Source organism: Vibrio sp. 1S139 (genome assembly GCF_041439475.1).
Lineage (GTDB): Bacteria > Pseudomonadota > Gammaproteobacteria > Enterobacterales > Vibrionaceae > Vibrio > Vibrio crassostreae_C.
Window position 1 is genome coordinate 1 of sequence record NZ_JBGOOD010000028.1, and the last position, 24,493, is coordinate 24,493.

The 24,493-nt window shown below is 45.1% G+C and carries 20 protein-coding genes, 1 tRNA gene and 2 pseudogenes; 10 read left to right on the forward strand and 13 right to left on the reverse strand.

The features are described from left to right. Nucleotides 1–209 precede the first annotated feature (209 nt). The gene (locus ACED46_RS11240; protein ID WP_017062661.1) at nt 210–1,094 is read right to left on the reverse strand and encodes an AraC family transcriptional regulator; all 885 of its coding nucleotides are present in this window, start codon (nt 1,092–1,094) and stop codon (nt 210–212) included. Between the two features lie 193 nt (nt 1,095–1,287). Here ACED46_RS11240 and ACED46_RS11245 point away from each other — a divergent pair, with 193 nt between their 5' ends. The 6 genes from ACED46_RS11245 (at nt 1,288) to ACED46_RS11270 (ending at nt 7,229) form a co-directional block, all read left to right on the forward strand. Continuing rightward, on the forward strand, nt 1,288–2,436 hold the full coding sequence (locus ACED46_RS11245) for an iron-containing alcohol dehydrogenase (protein WP_048615371.1): 1,149 nt from the start codon (nt 1,288–1,290) through the stop codon (nt 2,434–2,436). Nucleotides 2,437–2,661: 225 nt separating this feature from the next. After that, entirely contained in the window at nt 2,662–3,408 is a 747-nt protein-coding gene (locus ACED46_RS11250; protein ID WP_102333483.1) for an amino acid ABC transporter ATP-binding protein, read from the forward strand. Then, nucleotides 3,408–4,205, forward strand: a complete 798-nt coding sequence (locus tag ACED46_RS11255; RefSeq protein WP_017072207.1) for an amino acid ABC transporter permease — start codon at nt 3,408–3,410, stop codon at nt 4,203–4,205. The genes ACED46_RS11250 and ACED46_RS11255 overlap by 1 nt, the downstream gene beginning before the upstream one ends. A gap of 12 nt (nt 4,206–4,217) precedes the next feature. Next, complete coding sequence (locus tag ACED46_RS11260; RefSeq protein WP_017062665.1) at nt 4,218–5,027, forward strand: transporter substrate-binding domain-containing protein; 810 nt, start codon at nt 4,218–4,220, stop codon at nt 5,025–5,027. A 138-nt stretch (nt 5,028–5,165) separates the two neighbouring features. Beyond that, nucleotides 5,166–6,092 carry an amino acid ABC transporter permease gene (locus ACED46_RS11265; RefSeq protein WP_102428564.1) on the forward strand — a complete coding sequence of 309 codons (927 nt, stop codon included), beginning with the start codon at nt 5,166–5,168 and terminating at the stop codon, nt 6,090–6,092. Between the two features lie 192 nt (nt 6,093–6,284). Then, the gene (locus tag ACED46_RS11270; protein WP_102320749.1) at nt 6,285–7,229 is read left to right on the forward strand and encodes an ADP-ribosylglycohydrolase family protein; all 945 of its coding nucleotides are present in this window, start codon (nt 6,285–6,287) and stop codon (nt 7,227–7,229) included. Between the two features lie 63 nt (nt 7,230–7,292). On the opposite strand, the pseudogene ACED46_RS11275 reads toward ACED46_RS11270, so the two are convergent. Then, a pseudogene (locus ACED46_RS11275) lies at nt 7,293–7,973 on the reverse strand (LysR substrate-binding domain-containing protein); the annotation flags it as partial. Between the two features lie 20 nt (nt 7,974–7,993). On the opposite strand from ACED46_RS11275, the gene ACED46_RS11280 reads away from it, so the two are divergent. Further along, entirely contained in the window at nt 7,994–8,605 is a 612-nt protein-coding gene (locus ACED46_RS11280) for a LysE family translocator (RefSeq protein ID WP_371721455.1), read from the forward strand. A 68-nt stretch (nt 8,606–8,673) separates the two neighbouring features. Here ACED46_RS11280 and ACED46_RS11285 read toward each other — a convergent pair whose 3' ends face one another. The 6 genes from ACED46_RS11285 to ACED46_RS11310 form a co-directional block, all read right to left on the reverse strand. After that, nucleotides 8,674–9,861: a DUF1501 domain-containing protein gene (locus tag ACED46_RS11285; RefSeq protein WP_371721456.1), complete on the reverse strand. Its 1,188-nt coding sequence runs from the start codon at nt 9,859–9,861 to the stop codon at nt 8,674–8,676. An 8-nt stretch (nt 9,862–9,869) separates the two neighbouring features. Then, nucleotides 9,870–11,231, reverse strand: coding sequence for a DUF1800 family protein (locus ACED46_RS11290; RefSeq protein WP_371721457.1), 1,362 nt, complete (start codon nt 11,229–11,231; stop codon nt 9,870–9,872). 140 nt (nt 11,232–11,371) lie between these two features. Then, nucleotides 11,372–11,803, reverse strand: a complete 432-nt coding sequence (locus ACED46_RS11295) for a GNAT family N-acetyltransferase (protein WP_371721458.1) — start codon at nt 11,801–11,803, stop codon at nt 11,372–11,374. A gap of 92 nt (nt 11,804–11,895) precedes the next feature. Next, nucleotides 11,896–12,390, reverse strand: a complete 495-nt coding sequence (locus tag ACED46_RS11300; RefSeq protein WP_017069746.1) for a GNAT family N-acetyltransferase — start codon at nt 12,388–12,390, stop codon at nt 11,896–11,898. Nucleotides 12,391–12,462: 72 nt separating this feature from the next. Beyond that, a complete protein-coding gene (locus ACED46_RS11305; protein WP_004731484.1) occupies nt 12,463–12,801 on the reverse strand; it encodes a zinc ribbon domain-containing protein YjdM in 339 nt (112 codons plus the stop codon). 179 nt (nt 12,802–12,980) lie between these two features. After that, complete coding sequence (locus ACED46_RS11310; RefSeq protein WP_004731486.1) at nt 12,981–14,144, reverse strand: threonine/serine exporter family protein; 1,164 nt, start codon at nt 14,142–14,144, stop codon at nt 12,981–12,983. Between the two features lie 525 nt (nt 14,145–14,669). Here ACED46_RS11310 and ACED46_RS11315 point away from each other — a divergent pair. Continuing rightward, nucleotides 14,670–14,744 (forward strand) — tRNA-Gly (locus ACED46_RS11315). Nucleotides 14,745–15,051: 307 nt separating this feature from the next. After that, entirely contained in the window at nt 15,052–15,309 is a 258-nt protein-coding gene (locus ACED46_RS11320) for a hypothetical protein (protein WP_017067599.1), read from the forward strand. A gap of 126 nt (nt 15,310–15,435) precedes the next feature. Here the strand turns inward: ACED46_RS11320 and ACED46_RS11325 are convergent, their stop codons facing one another. The 5 genes and pseudogenes from ACED46_RS11325 to ACED46_RS11345 form a co-directional block, all read right to left on the reverse strand. Continuing rightward, the gene (locus ACED46_RS11325; protein ID WP_371721459.1) at nt 15,436–16,020 is read right to left on the reverse strand and encodes a copper-binding protein; all 585 of its coding nucleotides are present in this window, start codon (nt 16,018–16,020) and stop codon (nt 15,436–15,438) included. Between the two features lie 104 nt (nt 16,021–16,124). Continuing rightward, entirely contained in the window at nt 16,125–19,268 is a 3,144-nt protein-coding gene (locus ACED46_RS11330) for an efflux RND transporter permease subunit (RefSeq protein WP_371721460.1), read from the reverse strand. Next, nucleotides 19,265–19,930: pseudogene (locus ACED46_RS11335) on the reverse strand (copper-binding protein); the annotation flags it as partial. The pseudogene ACED46_RS11335 and the gene ACED46_RS11330, both read right to left, overlap by 4 nt. Nucleotides 19,931–19,954: 24 nt before the next feature. Continuing rightward, on the reverse strand, nt 19,955–21,382 hold the full coding sequence (locus ACED46_RS11340; RefSeq protein WP_371721481.1) for a TolC family protein: 1,428 nt from the start codon (nt 21,380–21,382) through the stop codon (nt 19,955–19,957). 99 nt (nt 21,383–21,481) lie between these two features. Next, the gene (locus ACED46_RS11345) at nt 21,482–21,946 is read right to left on the reverse strand and encodes a hypothetical protein (protein WP_371694257.1); all 465 of its coding nucleotides are present in this window, start codon (nt 21,944–21,946) and stop codon (nt 21,482–21,484) included. A gap of 233 nt (nt 21,947–22,179) precedes the next feature. On the opposite strand from ACED46_RS11345, the gene ACED46_RS11350 reads away from it, so the two are divergent. Then, a partial coding sequence (locus tag ACED46_RS11350) for a VCBS domain-containing protein (protein WP_371721461.1) occupies nt 22,180–24,493 on the forward strand: 2,314 nt, incomplete at its 3' end.

Sequence of the window (24,493 nt, forward strand, 5' to 3'; positions counted from 1 at the left end):
GAAGCCTTTTTTCTATCTAAATAAACAAGTTAGCTCTTAAGATCCTGTCTATGTAAGTACGTTAATAATATATTCGAGAATCAAATACCTACAATCTGACAATGCCTATGATTAGATACATTTACTCATATAATTCAACAAATATGAGCAATCGTCACCATAGCTTTTGGCATTATAGCTCTCAACACATAGTTTCGTTGAAAGAAGAACTAAACCGCTCTTGGAGTAGTATTGAAGTGGCGCTTAAATTCGCGGCTAAATTGAGATGGGCTGGAGTAACCGACTCGACGTGCAGCATCACTAATACGAAGGCCTTCTAGTTGAATCAGTTCTTTCGCTTTGTTGAGCCTAACCTTCTTCAAATATTGCAGTGGTGATTCAAAAGTGACATTACGGAATGCATAGTGGAAGGCAGACACACTCATGTTGGCTTCGTCAGCGAGCGATTGAACAGTGATGGTTTGGTCGTATTCTTCATGCACTTTAGACAGCGCTTTAGCGACACGTGCGTAATGGCCATCATGATGAGCTAAATCAAACAGCACACGCCCTTCTGAACCGGTTAATGCGCGGTAGACAATCTCTGTCACCATCGCATCGCCCAATATATTGGCTTCAATGTCGCAATGCAGCGTTTTCACCAACCGGGTAAAGCTCTCTAGCATTTGCTCTTCCATCGGCGTCGATTCTAAGCCACTCGAGTTCTGTTTATGCTTGTTGCAGTAGCTCTCTAGAAAGCCTTGGTCTTCGAGCTTTTTGACTAAGCTATGCAAACGTTGAGAATCAATGCTTATCGACAAACCAAGCAATGGTTCGCCATTAACAGGCAAGGCTTCGCACTCTAACGGCATTGGCACACCCACCACAAGATAATCACCTGCAGCGTAAGTCACTGGCCTTTCACCAATGTAGATGTTCTTTTTGCCCTGTCCGAGCATGATAATGCCAGACTGGTAAGTAAATGGCTGACGCTGATTCCCGCCACTGCTTCGATACAACCACACACCGCTAATTTCAGTTTCTCTGATCCCTTCAAGGTCATCCCAACCTTTGTGTTCAACATAAGACTGTAATAACTGAGCGAGTGTTTTCATAAGTGGCGACTTTCCATTCTAAGTGCTAAGAGTAAGTAAGCTAAAGCAGAGGAAGAATATCAAGTTTGTAGAAATAGGCAATTTATTTGGAGGAACAGCTCTTCATTGACCTAGATTACTGTACTAATATGCAAATATAGAAATTGAGCAATAAACCAAAATAACAAATTTCGCTTTACACAAGGAATCTCTGATGCAATTTACTTACGTTAACCCTACTGTTATCCATTTCGGTCAAGGCCAAATCAACGCTATCAGCCAAGCGGTTGATACTTCAAAGAAAGTACTAGTCATCTATGGTGGCGGCTCAATCAAGAGCAACGGTGTTTACGACCAAGTTGTAGAATCTTTGAAAGATCACTCTTGGATCGAGTTCTCTGGCGTTGAAGCAAACCCTACCAAAGAGACGCTAGACAAAGCAGTCGCTCTTGTTAAAGAAGAAAACGTAGAATTCATTATCGCTGTTGGCGGTGGTTCAGTAATCGACGGCTCTAAGTACGTTGCTGCAGCGGCTAAATATGACGGCGACGGTTGGGACATCCTAACGGGCAAACACCAAGTAACTGAAGCGACGCCAATCGGTGCGGTACTGACACTTCCTGCGACAGGTTCTGAATCTAACATGGGCGCGGTAATCACGCGTAAAGCGACTCAAGAGAAGCTTGCTTTCCTTAACCCTGCAGTACAGCCTAAGTTTGCGGTTATGGACCCAGATGTAATGAAGTCTCTACCTGAGCGCCAGCTGATCAACGGATTAGTTGATGCGTGGGTTCACGTATGTGAGCAATACATCACGATGCCAACAGACGCAATGGTTCAAGACGGTTACGCAGAAACACTGCTTAAGAACCTACTTGTACTGGGTAAGCAATACGACGAGCGTGACAACGATGCATGGCGTGCAAACCTAATGTGGACAGCAAACCAAGCGCTTAACGGCCTGATTGGTACAGGTGTTCCTCAAGATTGGGCAACTCACATGATTGGCCACGAATTCACTGCACTATGGCACGTAGACCACGCACGTTCGCTTGCGATTGTTCAACCTTCACTACTTCGTAACCAAATCGAAGCGAAACGTGGCAAGCTAGAGCAAATGGGTCGTAACGTATTTGGCTTAGAAGCGGGTGCTGATTTAGCAGAACGCACAATCGCTGCAATCGAAGCGTTCTACCACAGCCTAGACGTAGCAACCATGTTCGACGGCTACGAAACAAACAAAGCAACGGCGATTGACAATGTTGTTGCTCAACTTGAATCACACGGCTACCTACAACTTGGTGAGAACCAAGCAATCACGCCAGAGAAAACACGTGAGATTCTAGAGTCTGCGATTCACTAAGAATCGGGAAAATAGAGAGAAAGTAAAGATATTGGTCATACAACGATGAATTTTCACATCTGACTGAACCCAGTACTTTTTTCTTTCGTACAACAGAAGCAGCGTTCATTTTGGGCGCTGCTTTTTAATTTGCCCTACAAGATGCTATTAAATTCTCATAAGTCCCTAATTTTATGTGCAATCATATTTCTATATTGTTAAGGTAAACCTGTCTCTTTACTAGGTATGAACAACGATTTGAACAATCTCAAGGAAATGGTTAAGTTTAAGTCACTTAACAAGTGGTATGGTGATTTTCATGCCCTAAAGGATATCGATTTAAATATTGAACAAGGAGAGATAGTGGTGATTTGCGGGCCGTCTGGTTCGGGTAAATCAACATTGATCCGTTGTATCAATCAGCTAGAACCTTTCGAAAGTGGCGAACTTTCCGTGCTAGAACAAGTACTCCCGAGTAAGTTCAACACACCGGGCCAAGTCGGAATGGTGTTTCAGCACTTTCATTTATTCCCCCATCTTACCGTGCTTGAGAACCTAACTCTGTCGCCAATTCGTACGCTTAAAAAAAGCAAACAAGAAGCCGAGAAGATAGCAATGCACTATCTAGAGCGTGTGCACATTGCAGAACAAGCCAACAAATACCCAGTGCAACTTTCTGGCGGCCAGCAACAACGCGTGGCTATCGCCCGTTCCCTGTGTATGAAGCCGGAATTACTCTTGTTTGACGAACCCACTTCAGCGCTTGATCCGGAGATGATCAACGAAGTGCTCGATGTGATGGTTGAACTGGCGAGCGAAGGCATCACTATGGTGTGTGTGACCCACGAAATGGGCTTTGCAAAACAAGTGGCCGACCGCGTTATCTTCATGGATGAAGGACAAATTGTGGAATCGAATACTCCACAATCGCTTTTTGAAACCCCTCAACATGAACGTACTCAAGCGTTCCTAAATCAGATCCTGACTTATTGATGTTGATTCGAATTATTAAACCCGCCCTATCTGCTTTGGTACAGATTGTTGTACTGGTGGCTGCTGTTGTTTGGATTCTCGACTCTGGTGCACAAACCATGGGATACAGCTGGCAATGGGAGCGTGTGCCGGACTATATTGCTTTCTATGAAGATGGTGAATGGTGGCCTGCAGAATTAGTTGAAGGGCTACTAGTTACCATCAATATCTCTTTGATTTCTTTGGTTGCAACGCTGGTGATTGGCTTAACCACAGCCCTATTGCGAAACTCCAATTCGGTGGTTGGACGCACCTTAGCCACCAGCTATGTTGAGTTGATTCGTAACACGCCGTTATTAGTACAAATTTATTTGCTCTATTTTGTATTTGGCCCCGTATTAGGGCTCGATCGCTTTAGTACTGCCGTTTTAGCCTTGGCACTTTTCCAAGGCGCTTACACCGCCGAGATATTTCGTGCTGGTTTAAATGGTATTGCGAGAGGACAATTTGAAGCAGCTCAATCCTTGGGCTTATCAAAGACCTATACTTACTGGGATGTGATTCTTCCTCAGGTGGTGCAACGCACCTTGCCACCTTTGACCAATGAAGTGATCTCTCTTATTAAAAACTCTTCAATTGTGAGTGTCATGGCTATTTTTGACCTGACGACTGAAGCCAGAAACATTGTTTCTGAAACCGCGATGCCATTCGAGATTTGGTTCTCTGTGGCGATCATTTATCTTGCTCTTACACTTTCACTTTCTGCCGTTGCTGCTTGGCTTGAGCATAAGCTCGGAGCTAACTGGCGAACACAATAAGGATTTATCAGCATGAAGCTATTTAAAACCGCAATTACAGCCCTACTTGCGCTTGCCGTCAGTTTGCCTGCTCTTGCTTCTGAAACGCCTAACCTAGACAAAATCAACGAACGTGGCTCTCTACGCGTTGGTATGTCGACGTTTGTTCCTTGGGCGATGCGTAACAAACAAGGCGATCTTGTTGGCTTTGAAATCGACGTGGCGAAACGCCTTGCCGAAGATTCGGGTTGGAAAGTCGAGTTCGTTCCTACGGCATGGGACGGCATCATCCCTTCTCTACTTTCGAACAAGTTTGATGTAATCATTGGCGGTATGTCTATCACTGAAGCTCGCGCTAAAAGCGTATTGTTCACTGAACCTTACTCGCACTCCGGCGTCCAACTGGCGGCGAATAAAGAGCTAGCAGAAGGTTATACACAAATCTCTGATTTTGATTCTCGCCGTGTAAAAATCGCTGCGCGTCGTGGTGCGTTCACAGTTCAAGTGGCTCGTGAAACCTTCCCTAAAGCGAAAGTTCTACAGTTCGATGACGATGCTCAAGCATTCCAAGAAGTGTTAAACGGCAACGCGCACGCGGTGATCGCGTCTAGCCCGAAACCAGAACATGAAGCGATTAAAAACGCAGACACGCTATTTATTCCATTCGAAGAACGCCTATCAAAAGGTAATGAAGCATTTGCAGTTCGCCTAGGTGAAACTGACAAGACAGAATTCTTCAACGAGTGGATCAAAGCACGTACTGAAGACGGTTGGTTGAAAGAGCGTTACGAGTACTGGTTCTCTACTCTAGATTGGCAAGACCAGATTGCTCAAGGTCAGTAATCAACTGCCAATTAGACGCTAAAGAACCAATCAAGGCAGTACCTTGCTGGTACTGTCTTTTAAGAAACACCCGAGATAGCTATAAACTCATAGCCACTCTCACAGCATATTAATTATCATTGTTTAAACAGGAATGACGTGAGTAGTACTAGCGCATTATCAACGCCCAAGCCCAACCTTCACACGAAGCCTTGGTATCAACGCCTCAATCTATTAGATGGAGTGTTGTTTGCGATCATTTTCGCGTTCGCAGGTTGGCTTTATTATCGTTCCGCTGTTGGTATTAACTACCATTGGCGCTGGGAAGATGCGTTTACCCTGATTTTCATTCCGCCTTCTCAAGGCAATATTCCTTACTTTTTCCAAGGCTTGATCGCGACACTGCGCTTGAGTGTTTGGAGCATGGTTTTAGCACTCTCTTTTGGCACATTACTTGGCGTTGCTAGGCACTCTAAAATTGCTTTCTTTCGTACGCCTGCACTGATTTTTATCCAACTGGTTCGAAATATTCCACCACTGGTTTTTGTCTTCATATTCTATTTCTTCGTTTCTAACCAACTGATTCCATTACTTGGTTTAGAAAGTATCTTACGTGAACACAACGGCGAGATTAACGCTGTTCAAGCCTTTCTGTTTGGTCCTGCTAACCTTTGGGAAAACTTGGCGTCTGGTGTTATCTGTATTGGTTTGCTCTCTTCGGCTTACATCGCAGAAGTGATTCGAGCTGGCTTAGAAAGTATTCCTAAAGGGCAATGGGAAGCGGCCGATTCACTCGGCTTATCGGCGTTGTCTAAGTATCGATTTGTGGTTGGCCCGCAAGTATTAACGGCCATCACACCACCATTGGCTGGCCAAGCAATCTCCTTGGTTAAAGACACGTCGATTGTGTCTCTGATTTCTATCCAAGAGATGACTTTCGTTGGTACTGAAATGGCAAACTCGTCAGGTTTGATCTTCGAGATCTGGCTGATTGTAGGCTTCGTATATTTTGCTTTATGCTTTGTGCTTTCGCGTCTGTTCAAAGTGATTGAGCAACGTTCTAGTGCTTACCTTAATCATCAGTAACGTCATTAATAAGAAGTACCGACTCGCCCAGCTATTCATCACCCTTACCCATTTCACCTGATTGGTTTAAGTTATTGATCAGTCAGGATTTATTCCTTCATATTTCTTCTTAGAAACACAGCAAAATGCTCGGCTAATCACTATACTTAACGTATCGAACTACGTTGATTCATCTCAAGGACATCGCTCAACATGGACAATCATAAAGAAAGAGCTTTTTACGCCGTTGTCGGCGCATTGGTTGGAGACGCCGCTTCAATGGGGCTGCACTGGCTGTATGACCAAGAGAGGATCTTACACGTAGCGGGTTTTGAGCCAGAATTTCGCTCACCGAATCAGTTCGATTATCAAGACAAGGGCTACTTCGCCCACCAAGGTAAAACCGCTGGCGACCAATCACAATACGGTGCTCAGTTATTGGCGATGGTCGATAGCCTAGCCGATAATCAACACTACGACGAAGCGAGTTACATTAAGCACTTCCGTTTCTGGTTTGATTTTGGTGGCAGTTGGCAAGGTTACATTGATAAAGCGACTCGTATGAGCTTGCTGAACATACATAAACTAGAGCTAACAGAAGCTCCAATCACAGCCTGTGGCGCTGATGACACCCAGCTACCTGCTGTTTCAAAGCTAATTCCTTTAGTGGCGTGTACTTACACCTCTCACACCTTACCGGCAATGGTAGAGAGTGCGGTACGAGTGACCAACAACAACGACAAAGCCGTGGAATGGGCACAAGCCATCACCCTGTTGGTTCAAGCGGCAATTCAAGGCAACTCTCCACTGCAATCGGTAGAAATGGTGCGACAAACTTGTAGCAAGTTCATACACGATCAAATCGACGAAGCACTGGCTGATCCTGAGCTTTCGATTACAGATGCCGCGAAGAAGTTTGGATTGCATTGTGAACTGAGTGCCGCGTTCCCCTTGCTGATTCGCATTATTGCAGGTGCTCAGAGTTATCAACAAGGCATTCGCGACAACATCTTATGTGGTGGTGACAGCTGCGGTCGTGCGATTGTAATTGGCGCGGTATTAGCGGCGTGTTTCTACGAAGGAGATGGCGAAATTCCAACCGAATGGCTAAAACAAGTCGAACTCAATGGTGGCGTGCTGTCTTTGCCTATTGAGTGATTTCCACAACAACGAACTAGAGCCTGACATAAGACAAGCACACTTCTAGGTCGGATGTCGTACCTATAAAGTTGGAACACACTGCGATAACTCATTCTTCAGCCAAACAACAAACGGGCTTTCTGGCTCTTCATGGTTGCTATCTTGCGTGAGTAATATGTACTGGTGACCAGAAGGTACGAAGCCAAACGGCGCGATCAAGTTACCTCTTTCAAGATCGTCGGCGACAAGTGGATAAGACCCAAGCGCTATGCCTAACCCATCGACAGCCGCCTGAAAGCAAAAGTAGAAGTGTGCAAATGTTTGGTTCGCTCGAGCTTTTGACCACTCTCCACCATTAACTTTATCTATAGTGATAGCACCCCAATGACTCCAAGCACCTGGCCGTGTACTGCTGTGCAGTAATTTCACATCATCTAAGTTATCTTTTACCTGCTGCCAATAACCCGGGGAACACACAGGGCCTACCCACTCTTCAACTAGTGGTATCTGTTCGTAACGCTCGGTTAATTTAAAGTCATCTCGGCGAATCGCCATATCGAGCCCTGTCGCATTCAAGTTCACAGGCCCACCAGCAGTCGACAATCGAACATCAATTCCGGATTCGTTATAGAAATCACCGAGTCGAGGCATTAACCAACGCATGGTCAATGTGGGTTCGCATGAAACTTCCAACGCTTGATGATTCATCTGATTAAGCTTATGGACTCCAGTCTCCAAGGCTTGGAACGCTTGCTCATCAAATATAAAGAGTTGGAGTCATTATGGAGTGGTTAAGCCTAGCAGTATTGGGACTATTGATTGTTATTAGTCTAGGCGCTGATTTCGTTTTAGTTTTGAAAAACAGTGTCAATCAAGGAAGACAAGCAGGGATTTGGACTGCAATCGGTGTGAGTTTAGCGATTTGTGCTCACATCAGTTATTCAATGCTTGGGATCAGTTACTTAATCTCACAGAATGAGCAGCTGTTTGACATGATTAGATACGCAGGTGCAACCTACCTTATTTATCTAGGGCTAAAAGGTATCTTGAGTGCGGACAACAAGCTTGCACCGATGGAAGATGCAAAGCAAAGCACCAGTGTTTGGCGCTATTTAGCCCAAGGCTTCTTATGTAACGTGCTCAACCCAAAAACCATGTTGTTCTTTTTGAGCATCTTCAGCCAAGTCATCTCACCTGATGCAGAAAACCAGCATGTCGCGCTCGGCTATGGGCTTTACATGATCGTTCTTCACGGTTTATGGTTTGGCGTTGTCGCTATGCTGTTTACTTCGAATACATTGCAAAAGCATCTATTGAGAGCAAAGAAAAGGCTTAATCAAGCATGTGGATTTGGCTTAGTGACGTTCGGAGCACTGTTGGCGATTAAATCGTAAACAAGCGAGTCACAAATAGAAAGCGATTCAAACGACTGAATCGCATCTAACTGGGTCTTGGTAAACCTCTAGACAAGATTCATCGGTCTAATATCGGCACTATCAGGGAAGATAGTGTTGAGTTGTTTCACTTCTATCGATAAATGTCGGTTGAGCACACCCTTGATAACCGAACGCATATCAGTCGTTGGACTAAGGTCTCGGCCTTCATATAGCTGGCTTTGGCTCAAGCCCGGCCAATTGGTAATAACCTTACCACCCGCTCCTTTCAACGATGGCAGCGCACCACCCGCAACAAACATGACGTTGCCAGTGCCGTGGTCGGTGCCTTTGGTGCCGTTTTCTTTTGCTGTTCGACCAAATTCACTGGCCGCGATGATCACTGTCTTCTGCCAACGATCACCTAGTGAAGCTTTGAGAGCCGCTAACCCAACATCCAAAGTTTTAAGCTGATTACTCAACCGTCCATTTACGTTGCCTTGATTGGCGTGAGTGTCCCACCCACCGAGTTCTAACGCTGCGATGTTTGGTCCGTTATCAGCCGACAATATGTCGCCTGTTTTACCCATCAATGATTTAAACTGTTTGCCGACACCTTGGTCGCCTACCAGTTGATCTACCTTCATGACACTTTCAAAGTTTGAAGACAGCATTTGGTCACTTTGAAACAACTCTTCCAGCAGTTCCGTTTGTTTATCACGTGTTTTTAAGCGGTTTGGGTACCAACTTGCAACGGTCGATTCGCCCTGCATGATGAGTGGTAAGCCCGAATCAATCGCTATTCCATCGTATTTTTCTGAGCTCAACGTGAGTAAACGGTTAATCCACCCTACGGTGTTAAACGGGTCGGAAGTGCCATTCTCTAATATTTTCTGTCCATCAAAATGTGAGCGCTCGCGATAAGCGGTTGAACAAGCGTGTACAAAGCTGAGTTCGTTACTTTTATACCATTGATGGCACTGCTTTAGAGACGGATGGAGCCCAAAGAAATCATCCAACTTCAGTAGCTGTTCTGGTTTCAATCCGATGTTGGGTCTCAAATTAGAGTAATCCGGATCGGCATGCGGCACTACAACATTTAAACCATCCATCGCGCCACGCAGTGATACCCAAATGAAGATATTGTCTGAACCTGTTTTGGCAAAGCTTGGAAATGGCAGCATCGCACTGACGCCAACAGCCGCCGCAATACCCATGAACTGGCGGCGGTTAATACTATGTGGCGCTTTATTCTGAGAACAATCTGACTTTTTCATACCCACTCCTAACGATATTGAAACTGCGGACTTAGCCACAACAGGGAAAGTTGCATTGCAGCGCTGTCGGCTTTGTTCAATACAATTTGGGTGTGTTCATCAATAGCATCGCCATATAAACCCGCGATCACTTTATCCACTACCGCTTTCGGCTTAACTCCTGACGCTTTAGCCGATTTTATTGCAGCAGACGCAAGCCTATTCGCAACTTGCATACGTTGAGTCAACGCCGAAGGGCTATTGTAGTCTCTGTCTTGATCCGACCAGCCTGCAGGTGAACCCGGTTTAAAAGGAGGCTGCCCTAAATTGTTGAGTGCATTGAATGCCTGTTTCTCGTTTAAAGAAATATCGGCACTACGAAGAACGGCAAACAGCCACTCCTTCGGCGGTCTAAAACGATTAGGGTTAGGTTTACTCGCCTCAGCACTGTTCAATAACAAGCGATAAACAGGCAGTAAATTCCCCTCGCCTCTCAGATATTCAGCAACCATTTGCTCTGAGAGTTCTTTAGGTATGTCGCCAATGAAATGCTGGCACAGCTTACCAACCAAGTACGCAGCAGTGTCTTTGTGGGTCGCTAAGGTTTTTAAACACGACTCTCCTTGCGAGACGCCGGATTGAGAATAAGCCTTTCCAAGCAGTGTGATACTTCCTGGCTCATGCAGATTATTAGCGAATCGAAAACCAGCATCAGGAGATTTGAATTTAATGCCCCAGCCTGAAATGCCTTTTGCTAAAGCAATAACATCTTGCTGAGTATAAGAACCGTCAACGCCAAGAGTGTGGAGTTCTAAGATCTCACGAGCGAGGTTCTCATTGAGCCCCTTATTACGGCGCTTTCCGACTTTTGAATTGGGACCAATCGAGAGTTGATTATCGAGATACAGAAGCATCGCAGGATGTTTAGAAGAAGCCATCAGCATCTCGCCAAAGTTACCATTCCAATGCTGGCGAACCACATCGTTTTCAATGCTGGCGGCCAAGGGCATCAGTTTTTGATTATCGACCGAGATGGCGAAGTGATTGCTCCAAAACTGAATGATGCGCTCTTGAAAACCATAAGGAGTTTCAACACTTTGTAGGTGGCGAGCTTGAGCTTGTTGTCGATACTGCGTTCGAAGAAAAGACTGCGCTTCTTTCTTCGTGGCTTGCATCTGTTGTTCGTCACCCTTGGCCTTCATTCGTTGTACACGATTCTCTCCTACTTTAATCAGAGTAGATTCAGTACTCGGTAAGTCTTGTATAGCTTGGTGAACGAATGGCTTTTTATCCAACTGTTCTACAGGAGAATAATAGGTTGTTTGACCTAGTTTTGGCCCAAAGCCAAACCTTTGTTCACCCACGATTTTTGAAGTCGGGTAATAATTCATTGCACACTCCCTTACGCTCGATCTTTTCTAAGTGTAATCGCTTAGCCATCAAGCATAGGGAGCTTTACAAGGTTTTACGTTAGATAAGTGTCAGGTGCCTATCAAGTTACCGACACGGTGTGATCATTTTGAATGAGTGTCTATTTACGCCACATATAGACAAACTGCTCGTTCTGAGAGGTGATTTCAAAGCCAAACCTCAAGTACAACTCCCCAACTCGATTACCTTTTAGGTAATAAAGTTCGACGGGTTTATTGAGGCTGTCAGCCTTAGTTAAGCAATCTTTCAGTACTTGGCTACCAATGCCCTTTCCATGATAATCAGGCAGTAAGAAGAATCGGCAAAAATAGAAGTGTTCGCCTTTGTCTTGCAACAACACACTGCCAATCGCCTTGCCTTGATATTCAATGATTTCAGGTCGTTCTTCTGCCCACTCTTCGGCGTGTATATCTCGTTGAATTTGCTCATCCCAGCCAAATACGGCTTTGATCGGTTCAAACTCAGCGGCTTTCTTGAGCTCAAACAGAAATTCATAATCTGATGACTGAGCCGGTCTTGTTGAATACTTCAAAATACCTCCAACAATAATTGGCTATGGTTTCATTTTCGTTTAAGCCGGAATTCAGAGCCCCAGACACAACCAAAAATGCCACGCTTAAATGTTCATTTTGGTTCTAGTTGGTAACGTAAGACTTCGTGTTTATCTTGCTCTGAATAAAAGGTATTCAGGAATTGTCCACCGCACTTCTCTATCACCTTTTGCGAAGCAATATTGCCCCTCTCACACGTAATAATAGCGCTTTCGGTCAATACGTGTCGTTGAACCCAAGACAACATATGACTTGCGATACCCCGCCCTCTGGCTTGTGGCAGCGTCTCATATCCGATATGTCCAATAACATCGTGAATGTGCGGACTGGTACCATGACGAACTCTTATGACACCAAGGATTTGACCAGAGTCGATACAAAAATACGTAGAAGCAGGCGTCCACCCTTCTGGCAAACCCTCGCCTTTTGAATAAGCAATTCGTCTTTCTAAATAGGCATCACTGCCATCGGAAATCCCCGTGTAAATATCTACCCCATCCTCAGCGCAAGCGTTCACATAGTAATGAAAGGCCGTTGAATGTGAAAGAGCAGCTTTAACCATGTCCATATGATGTTGATTCTCCAACGGCTTCTACGCTATTTAGTTCAGGAGCGACTCGCAATTTTGACCTATTATCGACTACTGCTTCTTAACGTACTTCGCCGTAACCAGCATTTCACCGCCACCATCCAGCTTGCAATCTAGTTGGTGATCTTTGCCTTCATTGATGCGTCGAATCACAGCTTTAGTACCAATTTTCAATACGCTAGAACTGCCTTTAATTTTTAGATCTTTAATGAAGGTAACTTTATCGCCACTTTCCAATACAACGCCATTCACGTCCTTAACACGCGCGGCTTCTCTTTCTAAACGCTCTTCTTCTGGGTTCCATTCGTAGGCGCACTCAGGGCAGATTAGGTTGTTTTGGTCTGGGTAAACATATTCAGATTGGCATTGCGGGCAAGGAGGTAGAGACATACGTTAATACTTAATTTAAATAGAATTTGTTCCATTTTAATGACTCTTGTCAGGCTTAGCGAGCATAAATCTAACAAGTTTTACGGAGAGCTAATTGTCTTCAAAAAAGAGCAGCACCTAAAACGAACAAACACAGCCGCTAAGCTGTGTTTGTTTAAAGGTTTGAAAAGCGGAACGGCTTAACGTTCGACTTTTGGTGAGTAAATCGAGTAAGCGGTAATTTGCCCTGCCACGATTGCCGAGAACATGAATAACGCCGATAAACCAATACTCGGGATAGGCAAAATCGATTGTTCAAACACCGACTGGCTGGCACTCACTAATACTCGGCTACCCGGAACCAAGATGATGATCCCTTGCACGATATAAATAGAACCCGTGAGCTCCATCTTCTTGGCAATCCAAGTTCCGTACAAAGTAATAAGAACCGTCGTCACCCAAGTGCCGACAACCCAACCACTATCAAAACCTAGATAGAATGGGCCCCACATACCGAGAACGGCAACTGGCAAACCAAGTAAGATGTCTTTAGGGCGAGCATTGAACATCACACCGATAGACACAGAGATCAGCACCAAGCCAGATATGTGCATCCACATCGGTACCGCGTTGGTATAGTCGATGGAGACCGCTTGTCCCCATATCGCTTCACCGATGTTGAGCCCCATGATAATCCCGACAAACAGCTTAATCAGGGTTAAGGCGCTCTGCCCTAGCAAGCTGGTACCAGAAACCAAGTCATTAAACGCCAAACATTCTAATGCGTTAGCTATGGATAACCCGGGGACAAACAAGACAATCGAGGCGATACACAACGCCCACACCGGAATCGGCAACCCTGTGCTCGCCAGAAACGCCACGAAGATACCGGTTAGCAGTGCCGAGATGAACTCAACCGCGATAGCACGACGTGAATGAAGAACTTGCTGACATACCCACACCATCAAACCCAATAACGCAGAAAAGCCTACCGCTTCCAACGTACTGCCCACCAGCATCAAATAAGCAGGCGGAATACCCATATTGGCAAGTGCAGTCACAAATTTTGAGTAACCGACAGGTTCTGGTACAGGCTCACTGCTTGGCTGGTTAATACGAATGATCGTATTGGCCAACAAACTCAGGTTAATTGACGCAGGCTTTAGACGCTTAAGAATAACGGCGTTGTTATCGTCTGGAAATTGATAGTTAATCGCAGTTGGCGTTGCTTGGATCATCACATCCACACCATGCTTTTTTGCATAGAATTGAGTGTATTTCTCTAGCTTGTAAGGAGCACAGCCACTGCGGTGAAGAGTGTCACCAATTTCAACAATTTTGTTAATTCGGAACTGAGAAGGCATGGGAATTTTAGGGGAGACAAAATGAGCGGCAAATGTACCAAACGATAGACGGAATGACGAGACTTTTGCGTGAATTATCAACTGAACTCGTTACTTTTTTCTGCAAAGGCTTATAAGTGCCTATAACTCTACTCATTTGGGATTAGTTTACTGAATGTTTTGACAGGCTGATAAGTTAAATTCATGCATTCAGATTGTTATTAGTGGACGCCAAAACACAAATAAAAATCAGTTTATGTTAACACTCCAAATTCCTTAATTTTCATGAGATTTATGACAACTAAGCACCACCAAAGCGTGTTTATAAATTGACTCGGATTTATCGCAAAAAGCAGCATGACATCTACTAATATTTCTCGCCCTCCTTTTAACGAGATTTTAGTCACGTTTTATTCACTCTGAAAGCGCCGAACATGATGGAAAAACTAGCGGAGTGGTGGTTATGCGAGCACTTAGAATAAAAATGAAAGAAAAAGGTTTCGTTTTCAGTTAGATGTGGCATTATCAAACTCGTTAAGACGATGTGCGTGCATCGTATAATGGCTATTACCTCAGCCTTCCAAGCTGATGATGCGGGTTCGATTCCCGCTGCACGCTCCAACTTCTCCTTAAGCTTCATTACGCACTTTCTTCCAGCGACACGCTATTCAAAAACTTTCTCCGTTAGTTAAATCCATAGTCATTAAATCTATACTGATTAAACTTATTTTGTTTAAGCTTAGATTGACCAACCAAAGCTATTAACTCCTTAATTCGCTTCGTATTTCTGACACCTATCCAAATCACACATTGCAGTTCAGCTTTTAATGATTTTCAAAATTGTTCCAATTTAATAATCTTGGTCAATATCTGCAAAAATCATTGTGTTAATGTGCGCGCATTAGCAACAACCCATAAATAATAAAAAATGTTTAAAAGCAATGAGTTAACAATTAGCATCAAAGCAATTAATGTCGCGCTAGCAAAAGTTGAAAATGCCAATAAAATTCAGCTAGATACATTGAAAGGTTATGTGAACAGCGAGCCTGAACAGGCTGTACTGGCTTTTCGATCGCTGAATGAAGCAGAGTCAATCGATGACAAGTTTAAAAAGATCATGGCAGAGCTACCGCATCTGAGCGGCGAAGCACACCATCTGCTTGAAACTTCTATCTTGCTACAGTGACTATAAATAAAGATAAGCCTCAGCGAATCCCTCACAGCAAAGCGCTTTAGGTATAAGTTAAGACTTATCTTTAATTTTCTAGCCCTCATTGAATTTCTAATTCAACAAAGCGCTATTGATTAACGTCTAAAGCGTTAACGACTTCACCATACCCGCTTCAGCGTGACCAGGGATATTGCACGCTAACTCTACGTTATTATCACCATGGAAATGCCACAGCAATTGCTTCGCTTTACCCGGCTTAACTGTAACTGTGCTACCCGAGTCATGGGCGTGATTACCCGTGTTTTTCATCATTTCACGGTGCTCTAGCTGCTCTGAAGCAGAACCAATCGAGAATTCGTGATCAATCTTGCCCGTATTCATCACAACAAACTGCACCACGTCGTTTGGCTCAATATCAACCTTGTTCTTAAATGTGATTTTCATATCGTCACTTAACAGAACATGAACCACTTTATCCGGCTTTGCGCCTGTCGCAGGCATACCCACTTCAGACATGCCTTCCATATTCATCATCGAATGGTCCATCTTTCCATCCTTCATCATGCTGTGATCCATTTTTGAATGATCCATCTCTCCACTCTTCATCATCGAGTGGTCCATATTCGAATGGCCACCAGCTGAATGATCCATTGCAGCAAATGCTGTTGAAGCGGTGATTGTTAAAGCGGTGATTGTTAAAGCGATAGTAATTAGTGTCTTTTTCATGGTCGTTCCTTAAATATATTCTGTTTGTTTTGTTGGTTTCACATGTTCATGTAATGCGCCCTTACCTCTCTGTTTTTGGTAAGTAAGGGCTAATAGTCAATACGTTATTTTTTTGTCACGCTTTGGCTTTGCGTAATCTCACGCTGTTTCCAGAGCTTAAAGATTGCAGGCAACACCAGTAAGGTAAGCAGTAGTGCAGAAGCCATACCACCTATCATTGGCGCGGCGATTCGTTGCATCACTTCTGAGCCCGTTCCCTCGCCATACATAATTGGAATGAGGCCAATGATCACCGTAAGTACTGTCATCATCACTAGGCGAACTCGAAGCCCTGCCCCCTCACGAATGGCATCGGTTAAATCAGTAAGTTGAAGTTTTTGTTGGTTCTGTTCGGCATCGAGTTTTTTGTAATGCCACGCCTGGTTGAGGTACACCAACATGATCACACCTATCTCGACAGCTACCCCGGCAAGCGCGATAAAGCCCACACCCACCGCAATGGAGAAGTTATAATTGAGGACATGCATCAGCCATAAACCACCCACCATCGCGAGTGGCAATGTCAGCATGATCATCATCACTTCACCGACACGGCGGAAGCTCAAATACAGCAGCAACATAATGATGGCAATGGTGATAGGCACGACCACACTTAAGCGATCTTTGGCGCGTTCCATGTACTCGTATTGACCAGACCAAGCCAGTGAGTAACCCGCAGGCAAAACAATTTGATCTGTAACGACTTTTTGTGCCTCTGCCACATAAGAACCAAGGTCACGCCCTTCGATATCCACGAACACCCAACCATTAGGACGCGCATTCTCTGTTTTGATCATCGGAGGGCCATCTTCATATCGAATATCCGCGACATCAGAAAGCGCGATACGAGCACCGTTTGGTGTCACTAACGGTAGGTTCTGTAACTTAACGACAGAATCACGATAGCTTTGTGGATAACGGACATTGATCGGGTAACGCTCTAGTCCCTCAACGGTTTCACCCACGTTCATGCCACCAACCGCAGTCGAGATAACCTGTTGCACTTCTTTAATGCTCAAGCCATATCGCGCAGCAGAGCGTCGTTTAATGTCTATCGTCACATAACGACCACCCGCAACACGTTCGGCATATACCGAAGCAGTGCCACTAACCTTGTTGAGGATGGGTTCAAGTTGCGAACCAATATCTTCAATCACGCTAAGCTCCGGGCCAGCGATTTTGATCCCAATTGGGGTTTTGATACCAGTCGCTAACATATCAATACGGGTTTTGATTGGCATAACCCACGCATTGGTCAAACCTGGGAACTGAATCAGATCATCGAACTCTTTACGCAGAGACTCCGTAGTGACGCCGTCACGCCACTCGTCTCGTGGTTTAAGCTGAATTACGGTTTCAATCATGGTTAACGGTGCAGGATCGGTTGCAGTCTCTGCTCGACCAATTTTGCCCCACGTGGTTTCGACTTCTGGGATGGTTTTGATGAGCTTGTTGGTTTGTTGCAACAACTCACGAGCCTTACCTATTGAGATGCCCGGATACGTGGTTGGCATGTACATTAAATCCCCTTCGTCCAAAGGAGGAATGAACTCGCTACCAAGCTTACTGGTTGGGTAATAAGCAGACGCCATTAAGCCAAGTGCGATAACAATCATCACCTTGGGATATTTTAGGCTGAGGTTCAGAAGCGGTTTGTACATCGCCACTAGGCTACGGTTTACTGGTTTTTTGTGTTCAGGTAGCACGTTGCCGCGAATGAAGTAACCCATTAGCACAGGCACAAGCGTGATAGCCAAACCCGCCGCTGCCGCCATCGCATACGTCTTGGTAAACGCGAGTGGCGAGAACATCTTGCCCTCTTGGCCTTCTAACGCGAACACTGGCACAAAGCTCAAGGTAATGATAATCAGAGAGAAGAACAGCGGAGCGCCAACTTCTTCTGCTGCCTTACCAATCACCTGCCAACGGTTTTTGTCAGTGAGCGGAGTCCGTTCAATGTGTTTATGAACGTTCTCGATCATCACGATGGCACCATCCACCATGGCGCCAATCGCAATCGCGATCCCGCCAAGAGACATGATATTGGCGTTAATACCCTGCCAATGCATCACAATGAATGCACCTAAGATACCAACAGGCAGACTTAGTGCGATAACCAACGACGAGCGGATATGGAACAAGAACAACGCACACACCACGGCGACCACGATGAACTCTTCAGCCAGCTTCTTCCAAAGGTTTTCAACGGCTGAATCAATCAAAGTCGAACGGTCATAAGTCGCGACAATCTCAACACCATCAGGCAAGCCAGCTTGCAGTTCAGCGAGTTTGGATTTAACCGAGTCGATCACTTCACTGGCATTTTCACCAAAGCGCATCACGATAACGCCGCCAACCGCCTCGCCCTCACCGTTGAGTTCCGAGATACCACGACGCATTTGCGGGCCGAGGTTAATATCAGCAATGTCACCTAATAGCAGCGGAGTACCTTTGTCGGTCACTTTTAGCGGCAAAGATTGAATGTCTTCAATGCTTGTCAGGTAACCCGTCGTACGAACCATGTGCTCGGCTTCCGCAATCTCAACAACAGACGCACCGGTTTCTTGATTACCATCTTGGATTGCTTTGTTGACCTGTTGAAGCGTTAGGTCATAAGCACGTAATTTGGCCGGATCAATCTGCACTTGATACTGCTTCACCATACCGCCAACGGTCGCGACTTCAGATACACCATCTACGGTTTGTAGCTCGTACTTCAAGAACCAATCTTGCAGGCTACGGAGTTCCGCTAAGTCGTGCTGACCAGTTTTGTCTTGCAATACATAGCTGTAAACCCAACCCACACCGGTTGCATCTGGCCCTAATGTTGGCTTAGCACTTGATGGCAAATTAGGCGCCACTTGGCTTAAGTATTCCAACACGCGAGAACGCGCCCAATACATATCAGTATCATCATTGAAGATGATATAGACATACGAATCGCCAAAGAACGAGTAGCCACGAACCGTTTCAGCACCCGGTACAGCTAACATGGCGGTGGTTAATGGATAAGTCACCTGATCCTCGACCACTTGCGGCGCTTGCCCCGGATAACTGGTTTTGATGATCACCTGAACATCTGACAAATCAGGAATGGCATCGACAGGTGTATTTTTAACGCTGTATAAGCCGCCAAATACGATGGCTACAGTGGCAACCAGCACTAAGAAGCGGTTGCTAATAGACCAGCGAATGATTGCATTGATCATAGTTCGCCCTCACCCGTGCTATTCGTCGGTTCGAGAGATTTGAGCACATAATCAGAACCTTGCTTCGCCACTAGAAACCGAATGGTTTGACCCTCGGCAAACTCAGATAAATCAAGGTCATCACTGGCTTGGAAATTCATTTCACCCGCTTTCCAATTCCACTCAGGGACTGGCTGATGTTTTACAGTGATCATGCCAAAATCTGCCATCAACATGGTAATGTCACCCGTTACCCAAACTTCGCCGGCGATCTTGTGTTTGTTGACCTTGTAATCAACAACCTCGTATTGCCCTGACTCTGTCTTTCTCATCTCAAAGTCAATTGCCTTACCACGTTGCACGTCACTCATGTCCAAGCCTTCCACAAAGGTGAAATTCATCACCATGCCCGGCCAATCCCATTCTGGAACAGGCTGATGGTTAATCGTCACCATACGGCTGCCTTGCATAACATCGGAAATTTCACCGTTTGCCCATACGGTTTCCGCTTCTTCCTCAACACCATTGATGCGTGACAGATCAGCTGATTGGCTCGATTCAGAATCCAACATGAAGTGTGCAGAAGTGACAATACTCTCACCTTGCTCTAGCCCTTGAAGCACCTCTATTTTTTCGCCAGCTTCACGACCAACCTCAATACGAGCAGAGCGATTGTTGCTACTTTTACTGAACTCATTATCTATCCCTTACTGATTCTCTGTGGTTACAAGCTGTGGTTGATTTACTTGGTATTCAAAGCCACTGACTAACGCCGCCAGTTTGCTGTTAACGATGTTGAGATCGGTGATCAAACGTTGTTGCTCTAACTTAAGCGCCAGCTCATCGGTCGTTGCTAAAATGACATCGTTAAACTGAGCGGTATTGTTTTGATAGCCCCTCTCAACCGCGCTGATTTGGGCTGCGGTTTGAGGAAGCAAGGACGTTTGATAGCGATCTAATCGCTGGATCAGATTTGTTCTGTCCACCAGCAATGCGTTCACTTGCGCGTTCATTTGGGAAAGTAAGGTGTCTTTTTGAGATTTAGCCGCACCAACTTGATACTGAGCAGCCGATAAGTTTTTATCTTGTCGGTTCCCTGTAAACAGCGGGATGTCGACTGTCAGATAAGCACTCACCAGATCAGAAGCTGGTTCACCCGCCATGTTATTGGCTTGACGGTGTGCATACATCACTTCCACCCCAAATTGTGGGGTATAAGCTTGCTCGGCTAACTCAACCTGAGTTTGATTAGAGGAAATACTGACATCGGAGATCTTAACCAAAGGATGGTCAGTCAGTAGCTGGTAGTGCTTGGTTGAATCGATATTGGTCGCTAATTTGCTTTCCAACAATGACCAATCGATTTGGTTAGTTGCATTCAGTGTGCCCTGAGAATCAAGAACCTGAGAGCCTAGCCAATCAGAACCCAACCATTCAGAAAGCTGAGAGATTAGACGACGCTGAACCTGCTGGTTTGCCTGAAGTTTCTCATCAAGCTTGCTCACTTGGAGCTGAGCATTAAGCAGATCTTGCGCTTCGCTTTTACCAATCGAGTAATTGGTTTGTACATAGTTTTCAAGCTCAACCAACAAACGACGATTTTGACGAATCACCGACTCAGCCTTTTGCTGATAACCTAACTTAAGCCAAAGCTGCGTCATGCTATTCGCAACCGTCAATTCTCTTGCTTGCACCTGCAAAGCTAAAGCATCTGCCTGTTGGCCTGCCTTTTTTTGTTGAAGGTTAAGCGTATCGCCACGCTCAAACTGCAGCATCAGCCCTACCGATATATTGGTCATCGGGTCTTCGTCGAATTGAAAGCTATCGACAGGCAAACCGCCAAATCCAACTTTCAATTTCGGGTCCATTAAGGTCGAGCTGGCAATGCCCGTTTCTCGCATCGCTTGAGACTGAGCAAAGTACTGTTTGCGATTTCCATCTTCGCTTAAAGCAATCTCAATCAGTGTATTGAGTTGCTGCGTCGAGCTTGCTTGGTCATGTGCTGAAATGTGTTGAGCATTTGAAGCTGACGCCGTGGTAGCCGCGAGCGTAGCACTTGAAAACAAGGCCATAGGCAAGGCAGCAGCAACCACTAAGCTCGTGTTCATGACAAACACAGAGGTTGTTGGTTTCATATTCACAATGAATGTCCATATCTAGCGCTAATTAGCGCATAAAAAAGAATGACTTATCAGATTTATCTAACTGATAGAGCTGTATTTTTAGATATAGATTTATGCGGAAGGTGGGCGTAGCAAAGATTGAGCGCGTGCGACTTTCTGGCCAATCGTGACCGATTGAAAACGAGCTAATGAAAAGGAAAGTTGATCAACGGCTTGAACAGCCTGAATTGGATAGGGACTTGCAGAACACATTGAGGCACAGCAATCGGCACTCGAACAATGGTTACCCATCATCGGACTGCCGTCTTCGCTCGTTGAAGACATATCGAGTTGAGCCATCAAAGCATGGGCACTCATGTTAGAGTCTTCAGCGTGTACTTCTTCACTCATCACATGACACCCTGCCATTGAATCATTAACCGAAGTATCGCTGTGGTAACAAGCCGACTTGCTCGACCCCATTTCCATCATCATTACTTCAGTCATCAAGGCTGAGGAGCTTGAGGCATAGCTAGACATCAACATCGCAATGATGCTGAAAACAATAATCCAAGTTTTTCGGAATGTGTTTGTCATAGCTTACCTTTGAATTTACAACGCAACTATAAACGTTCCCCTTAGGGTAAGGTCAATGCCATTGTGCCGATATTTACCTGACCGTTGAAAAAGTATTCATCCTCTCTTTCATCAAAATGAGATAATTCTTCGACTTTGCAGTTTTTTCTTTAAAAATTATCCAATTAGCTAGCGAAACCTCTATCTGTGTATTTTACTTAAGATAGTGCAACCACGATTCACGGATGATAAAAATGGCTAACAAAAAAAACGTCGAAGCAAACAAGAAAAATACAGAAATCAAAAATAAGAAAAGTAACAAGCTAGAACAAAAGAAACCAACACAAAAAAAGAAGCGCAGACTGCATTCACATCTAAAAGTGAATATCCCACTTTTTCAGTCACTCATGATGATTTTGCCATCATTGGCTAAACACGCTGCTGCAGAAAGTATAGACAATTCCAGCGACGCTGCAGATCAAGTAACCGCAAATAACGTGACCGAAAAAGATGTCACCGATGACCATAGCAAGGCGGACTCATCAGCGGTTGCTCTCCAAGAAGCTCAGACGAGTGACAGCGACGTAAACTCCACCTTAAGTGCAAGTCATGCCGCCCATGGTTCGAGCTCTCACTTGGTTCCTTCTCATCATTTGTCGACGCTTTCTCACCCGCAAGTCCATTACATTCCTTCGGTATCGATGCCGACTATCTCCTCAGGGAGTAACGGTCAGCCAACTCATTCGAATGCACCTACGACGCCCGCTTTACCCGTTACTTTCATGCCAGAAGTCATAAAAGGTACCTACGGAGAGCTTCATGTAGATGCAAATGGTCAATACACATTTGTATTGAACCCAAAATCCCCTCAATACATCCTGTTGAATCAGCACCAACAAGGCACTGACCATTTCTTGTTGCATCTATCTAACGGCTCGAGTGTCATTGTTCAAGTTCCGGTCACAGGTAAACAAGATACGCCAAGTATTTCAGGAGACTTAACTGGCGTTGTCACAGAAGATCATAATATTGATTCACAAGGCTTGTTACATGCGAACGGCAAAATCGATGTCATAGACCCTGACCAAAATGAAAGTTCGGTTACGCCGGAAGTTATCTCAGGTAAATATGGTTCATTAACTATCGATGCTGATGGACATTGGCAGTATCAAGTTGATAACTCGCTCTCTAATGTTCAAGCTTTAACCGCAGCCACTTCACTGCATGAAAGTTTCACAATTCACACCAAAGATGGCACACCGCAAACGATCGATATGACGATTGGCGGAAACGACGACAATGCCGTAATTACGGGTGTGGATGCTGGCACGTTAACTGAAGATTTAACGACACAAGTTCAAGGGCAGCTTTCGGTAACGGACTCTGATCTTGGAGAGGACCACTTTCAAGCCTCACAAGTGACTAGTAATTTCGGTACGCTAAGCATCACCAAAGACGGTGCGTGGACATACAGTTTAGACAACAATAACCCAGTAGTTCAAAGACTTGGCCAAGGTTCAACTGCGACAGACATCGTCACTGTTCACTCAGCTGATGGCACAGCGCATCAAGTTATGGTTACGATTAATGGCACCAACGACCATGCGGTAATCACGAGTAGTACAGCAAATTCACCAAGTTCGTTTTTGGCTATCGGGAAAAGTAATGGCTCAAGCCAAGTTACTGAAGATAAAAACCTAACGGTTTCGGGCCAACTCAACATCACCGATATCGACTCAAAAGAGGCGCATTTTTCTAATTCCGACCTCAAGGGGACACTGGGTACTTTACACCTTAAAGACAATGGCGATTGGAGCTACGACCTAGATAATAAAAACCCAAAAGTACAGGCTCTTGGTCAAGGCTCTGCGACAACAGACATCATAACCATCCACTCCGCCGATGGCACGCCACATCAAATCACTGTTACTGTAAATGGGACTAATGACAAAGCTGTGATTGCAGGCACTAACTCTGGTGCGGTAACGGAAGAGTCGCAATTACAAACGTCTGGGACTCTGACTATTACTGATACCGATACAGGCGAAGCGCACTTCTCAAATACCGATATCGCAGGTCAATTAGGTACCCTACATCTTAAAGATAACGGTGATTGGACCTATGATTTAGACAATACAAACCCAACCGTGCAAGCGTTAGCGCAAGGTTCAAAAACCACTGACATCATCACCGTTCATTCTGCCGATGGCACGCCACATCAAGTTACTATTACCGTCAATGGGACAAATAATGCGGCTATTATTGGCGGCGTTGATACTGCCTCTATATCTGAAAATACTGCTGGCGTTAACATGTCTCCCGACTATGCCCAACCTGGCATCGCCACACTTGGCAATACAACACTCTATGCGGATGGCAAGCTAACCATTACAGACCCTGATACGGGTGAGTCTATTTTTGAAAAGCAAGGTAGCAATGGTTACGACTACCACGGTACCTATGGAGATCTGATTCTACAAAATGACGGTACATGGCATTATCACGCCGATGCCGGGCATCTATCAGGTATAGGTGCTAGACCCACAACGCGTGGCACTGCAATTGACC